The organism is Chloroflexota bacterium (assembly GCA_014360905.1).
GTDB lineage: Bacteria > Chloroflexota > Anaerolineae > UBA2200 > UBA2200 > JACIWX01.
This window is the reverse complement of the sequence record JACIWW010000034.1, coordinates 20994-27249: the sequence shown is the minus strand read 5'-3', so window position 1 is coordinate 27249 and position 6256 is coordinate 20994. Positions and strand designations below refer to the sequence as shown.

The window sequence follows — 6256 nt, the reverse complement described above, 5'->3', positions numbered from 1 at the left end:
GCTCCTCTTGCAAGGCAGCTACTTGTGCGCGCAAAGTATTGTTCTCAGCACGGAGGGCAACGACTTCTTCTTCCAGTGTCATGTGCTCAGTATACCACAGCTAGCCCTAATCTGAACAATTACACAGTTGAGTAACTGTTCAGATTTGAGGTAAAGAATCTTAAGCGAGCAAGCTCATGTCACAAGATGTAGTAGTGCCACGATAGCTAGGCACTAATAGTAGAAGCCGAGCTATCCACAACCCACTGAACCTAGCCCTAATCTGAACACTTACACAGTTGAAAAATCACAATTGCCTTCTCGGCCGATACTGAATCGCCTCAGCCAGGTGATGCGTCTTGATCTCCGCTGCACTCTCCAGGTCAGCAATCGTGCGCGCCAGCTTCAGGATGCGGTGAAAGGCGCGGGCACTCATGCCCAGTTGCGACATGGCTGCCCGCAGCAGGCTCTTGCCGGACTCATCCAGGTGGCAGAACTCGCGCACTTCCGCTGGTCCCATGTCGGCATTGCACAGCAGAGGCTGATTGCCCTTCGACCCGCCCATCATGCCCGCAAAGCGTTGCCGCTGGATCTCGCGTGCCTTCTCGATGCGCGCGCGGATATTGGCGCTGGGTTCGCCCAACCGGTCATCAGTCAGTTTGTCATACTCCACCCGCGGCACTTCTACGTGGATGTCAATGCGGTCCAGCAGTGGGCCGGAGATGCGTTTGCGGTAGCGGGTGATCATGCTTGGCGAGCAGGTGCACTCCTTCACCGGGTCGCCAAAGTAGCCACAAGGACAAGGATTCATCGCCGCGACGAGCATGAAATTGGCTGGGAAGGTCAGACTGCCCGTGGCGCGGCTGATGGTCACGATCTTGTCTTCCAATGGCTGGCGCATAACCTCCAACACGTGCTGGCTGAACTCGGGCAGTTCGTCCAGAAAGAGCACGCCGCGATGAGCCAGCGAGATCTCTCCCGGTCGCGGCCAATGCCCACCGCCCACGAGGCCAGCATGGCTGATAGTATGGTGCGGGGCACGGAAAGGACGCTCTGTAATCAGTGGCTGGTCGGCGGGTAAAAGCCCACTTACCGAGTAGATTTTGGTGATCTCCAGCGCTTCCTCGATGGTCAGCTTGGGCAGGATAGAAGGCAAAGCTCGCGCCAGCAGCGTCTTTCCCGCGCCTGGAGGGCCACTCATCAGTACGCAATGACCACCCGCTGCCGCAACTTCCAATGCCCGTTTGACATGTTCTTGTCCTTTTACATCGTGGAAATCAGTCCCGTAGCGTGGCTCATCCAACAGATCGTAGTCGAATTCTGACTGATAAGGCGATATAGGGTTCAAACCTTGCAGATGACTAACCAGTTCGGCTAGATTGGATACGGGTATGATCTCTATGCCAGGCACCAATGCAGCCTCTGGGGCATCCTCAGCGGGCACGAAAGCCCTTTGGTAACCTTGCGCCCTGGCTACACTGATCATGGGCAGCACGCCAGTTGTATGGCGCACACTGCCATCCAGCGAAAGCTCGCCAATGAAAATGGAAGATTCCAAATCATCGGGCCAGATTTGTCCGGAGGCAGCAATGATGCCCACTGCGATAGGCAAATCGTAAGCAGGACCCTCTTTGCGCAGGTCAGCGGGAGCCAGATTCACTGTGATGCGCTGTCCAGGGAACCTACAGCCCGAGTTCTTGATCGCCGCCCGCACTCGCTCACGCGATTCCTGGACCGCGGTATCAGGCAGCCCGACGATAATGAAACTGGTGAGCCCTTTTGAGATGTCCACCTCGACTTGAATCGCCGCACCGTCCAGACCAAGCACAGCGAAGCTGGTTACTTTGGCAAGCATGAGCGTCCCCCTCACCATTAATTATTGCCGATTATAATGGCAAATAGCAAACAAGGAAATTTTACCTGAACAATGCTAACCAGAGTGTAAAGTGGGTAGAGGCTGTTGAAAAACAGAAGATACTTGTTGGGGTGAAAGCAGCGCTTTATTGGACTGATGCAGCTCTTGGATCGGTCCATGCAAGGGCTACTACAGGATGAGATATCGCCCGGTTCTTGCCGAGAGGCTGCTCTTAGCGTGCTTCTCCGCTCACCAGATGTACCTTTCCCTAGGCTTGGGCCAATATTCTGACCCGCCCTTGAAGGGCACGCCCTGCAGCAACTGCACCAGTTGTTTGAGGTTGAGCACCACGGATTGCCAGGGGAAGCACACCCTGGGATCAACCTGTCTAGGTGTTGAGGCTGGCATACAGCTTGCACCCATAGAAGTATTCCCTCTGCTCGCGCACGTGGCCTTGCTCATCCTTCTTCTTGTAACTGCACTTCACTCCCTAGGCAGCACTGTCATCACAGGGCGACTGACCTCTGTCCTGGCGCCGCTCATCCTGTGCACATTGACGTAGCAATCGTATGGGTGTTGTCGGTGAACTGCAGCGCACCAAAGACGATGCTCTGTTCCGCGGCTAGAGCGATGATGTCCTGCAGCAAGCGCAGGTAATTTGACATTTTGGGAAAAATATATTATATTAAGATTTGTCAATGGTTTGCTACCTTCCTGGTAGCCAACCTTCGTTGCAAGTATAACCCACATTTGAATCGCATGAGCATTGTCGCTCCTCGCAAAAGCCCCCTTGTCAGAAACTCCTGGTGCATTGCTGCCCAAGCCAGAGCAGGCCATAAGGTCAATGTGTAGTCCATTATATTAGATAACGCTATCTAACTGGCGTTCAACTCAACAGTAAATGGGGCTTTCATTTTATATCGAGCCCCTTTTCTTCACTACAGATGGCAAGGCGTAATCTTGCCGCCCATTATACTTCGCATAGTACTGGCGATTACTTGGCCACCGTCGGCTTGGAAGTCCTTCCTCAAAGACGATCCACTTTCATTGCTGATGTCTATTGTATGCATTTGTCAGTCGCTATGGCACAAAACACCCACTTCCTGAGCGGGGAGGATACAATGATTGACTATTTGAAACGGTTGAACACAGCACGAGAGCGTATGGCTGAACGCAATATCGGTCTTATGTTCCTCAAGCCGGGGGCTAATCTGTTCTACTTAACCGGAGTACGGCGTCAGGAAGCAGACAACACCGATGCCAATGCCTATGGTGATTGGGCTGTTGGTGGTTACATTGGTCTGAACGATGGCATTATTCTCACTGCGCCTCGGATGGGTGGAGCATTCTTTCAGGCTGAAGTTGAAGGCAAACCATGGTTTGATTCGGTGCGTCTGATCCTAGAATCAGAGGAGCCGGAACAAGTCATGCGTCAAGTAATCAGCCGCTTTGATCTGCGTGGCAAAAGGGTCGCGCTCGATGACCGCGCCTGGGCTCAAACGGTATTGGCTTTCCGCCGACTCCTTCCCGACGCGGAATTTGTCTTGGCGTCTGCTGTGGTCGAACCAATGCGCATGATCAAAGAAGAGGCAGCGATCGAGTTAATGCGCAAGGCTGGGCAAATCACCGACGGCGCTTTTCAACGGGCCATTGCCATGCTTAAACCAGGGATTACCGAACTGGAAGTGGCTAGAGAAATAGATTACCAATTAAAACTCTTAGGCGCTGATTACACATCTTTTGCCACAGGGGTGCGCTTCACAGGCCCGAACCAAACGACCCCGGAAGCACTGGGAAGGGCGACCACAAGAAAATTATCACCCGGTGATTCTGTTACCTTTGACTTTGGCTGTGTCTACCAAGGCTACTGCTCTGACTTTGGACGCTCTGCATTTGTTGGGGACCCACCAGCGGAATACGTCAAAATTCACGAGATCGTGCTACGCGCCCAGCGAGAAGCAATGCAAGCCATGAAAGCAGGCCAGATCACAGCTAGTCAGGCAAATCGCATTGCCCGCAGCATTATCGAGGCAGAGGGATATGGAGAATATTTCACTCACCGTCTTGGTCATGGCATTGGCATAACAGTACATGAGGAGCCTTTCTTGGACACAGTCAACCAAACCGTTTTGCAGGCAAATATGACCTTCACCGTGGAACCAAGTATTCGCATTCCAGATCGTTTTAGCAATCGAGTGGAGGACGTGGTCCAAGTGACGCCAGCAGGTGCGGTTTCGCTTTATAGCACGGATCATCGCCTATATGTGATTGGCTAAGATAATGGAAATTTCAGGGTAAGGGGAAGAACAAATGCCAAACATTTATCAAGAGCGTCTAGAACGAATTCGGCGGACCATGCGCCAATGGGGAGTAGACTGGATGTTCCTCAATTATGGTCCAGATTTCACTTACATCACTGGTATCACTACCCCAATATATTATCCCATCCTAAAAGGTCTGGGTGATTGGATTACAGGTCTATTCTTTGGGTTGGACAAGGAGCCGGTGCTTTTCTTGCAAAAGAGCTTTGCCATTAACTTGGATGGGCAAACTTGGATACGGGACATCCGCGTGTTACCTGAAAATGAAGATCCTGACGCTTTTCTGGCGAAGAACCTGGCTGAGTTTGATACAGCTGGGAAGACAATCGCAGTCAACAAGATGTTATGGGCTCAGTCGCTTCTATCTTTGCAGGCTGCTGTGCCGAGGGCGCGATTTATTCCCGCCACAAATGCGATGATGGATCGAGTACGCGCGGTTAAAGATGAGAACGAGATTCAGCTTATGCAGCGCGCTGCTGAGATCACAGACGCAGCATTGGCCGCGACAATTAAGGTAATGAAGCCCGGCATGACTGAGCGCGATGTGGCTATTGAAGTAGATTATCAGATCCGACGCTGTGGTGGCGATGGTTATTCCTTCTATCCTGGCATCATTTGTGTAGGCAATGGCAGCGATCCAAAGCGACATATCCTAGTACGCAATTCCGACATGATACTAGCGCCTGGCACGACAGTCGCTTTCGACTTCGGAGTTCTCTATAAAGGTTATTGTTCAGACTTTGGGCGCTCCGCATTCATCGGTACACCTCAGCCAGATGCCTTGGCAGCTTATCGTTCCATCACACAAGCGTCTCAGTCTGCCATGAGAATTATGGCGGATGGGCAGATCACACCGGCACGGATCGCCGACTTTGTTCGAGATCGTGTTACTGCAGATGGCTTGGGTGAATGGTACTGGTATCTGGGCCTAGGACACGGGATTGGACTGGAAGTGCACGAATGGCCTTGGCTGCGCCCCGGCTTTGACGAACCCATTCGAGCCGGAATGTGCTTTACTTTGGAGCCAAAAGTGTGGAAACCGGGTGTGTTCTATGTGCGTTGCGAAGATGTTGTTGTGGTAGGTAAGGAAGGGGCAACTCCTTTGACCAGATTTCACTACGATCCCGTGGTCATTGAGTGAAAGGCAGGTATGAGCATGGAACAAGGCGTTGCGCAGCAATTGGCAGTCAGTGCTCGTGCAGGCACAGCGCAAGAATGTATAATGATACCACGGCAACGCAGCCAACTCTCCATTGTGCTGCGGCAACTGTGTCGTAATCGCGGCGCAATAATTGGGCTGTGCTTGCTTACATTGGAAGTCCTGATCGCTATAGCAGCACCCCTGGTTGCTCCCTATAGCCCTCTAGAACAACGTTTGTTTTTTGCACTCAGGAGTCCCTCTCCGCAGCACCTGTTTGGGACTGATGATGTTGGCAGAGATATCCTTAGCCGAGTGATTTATGGAGCGCGTATCTCCCTCCGCGTGGGATTGATTTCTGTCAGTATTGCAGCCACGATCGGTACTACGTTAGGTATACTGGCTGGCTTCTATGGAGGATACCTGGATAGCATTATCATGGGTCTAGCAAACGTTCTATTAGCATTCCCTGGCATCTTGCTTGCGTTGGCGATCATCGCTGTACTAGGTCCTGGCTTGTCTAACGTGATGATTGCAGTCGGGATTGGCAATATTCCGACCTACATCCGTGTAGCTCGGGGTTCTACTTTGAGCCTTCGCAATTATGACTATGTAACGGGCGCGCGTGCTGTTGGTTGTGGCAATAATCGCATCATGTTGCGTTATATCCTGCCCAACGTGCTACCTCCGCTTATCGTGCTGATGACCGTCGGTATTGCAGGTGCTATTCTGACAGCGTCTGGTTTAAGTTTCCTAGGCCTAGGTGCACAGCCCCCTACACCTGAGTGGGGAGCGATGCTGCACGCTGGTCGCACTTATCTACGTCAGGCATGGTGGGTTGCGGTGTTCCCTGGTCTAGCGATTACCACCACGGTATTGAGCATCAACATGCTAGGGGATGGTTTGCGTGATGCCCTTGACCCCAAACTGAGATGCTGAGGATGCAATGGAAAGTCAGATTCA

Annotated in this window: 4 protein-coding genes; 3 read left to right on the top strand and 1 reads right to left on the bottom strand. The window is 52.2% G+C overall.

What is annotated here, in order from left to right:
- Positions 1 to 286 precede the first annotated feature (286 nt).
- Positions 287 to 1834 (bottom strand): YifB family Mg chelatase-like AAA ATPase, encoded by a 1548-nt coding sequence (locus tag H5T67_11840; GenBank protein MBC7245998.1) that lies wholly within the window; start codon positions 1832 to 1834, stop codon positions 287 to 289.
- A gap of 1121 nt (positions 1835 to 2955) precedes the next feature.
- On the opposite strand from H5T67_11840, the gene H5T67_11835 reads away from it, so the two are divergent.
- The 3 genes from H5T67_11835 (at position 2956) to H5T67_11825 (ending at position 6232) form a co-directional block, all read left to right on the top strand.
- The gene (locus tag H5T67_11835) at positions 2956 to 4110 is read left to right on the top strand and encodes an aminopeptidase P family protein (protein ID MBC7245997.1); all 1155 of its coding nucleotides are present in this window, start codon (positions 2956 to 2958) and stop codon (positions 4108 to 4110) included.
- Positions 4111 to 4144: 34 nt separating this feature from the next.
- On the top strand, positions 4145 to 5296 hold the full coding sequence (locus tag H5T67_11830) for an aminopeptidase P family protein (GenBank protein ID MBC7245996.1): 1152 nt from the start codon (positions 4145 to 4147) through the stop codon (positions 5294 to 5296).
- Positions 5297 to 5377: 81 nt separating this feature from the next.
- A complete protein-coding gene (locus tag H5T67_11825) occupies positions 5378 to 6232 on the top strand; it encodes an ABC transporter permease (GenBank protein ID MBC7245995.1) in 855 nt (284 codons plus the stop codon).
- Positions 6233 to 6256 lie beyond the last annotated feature (24 nt).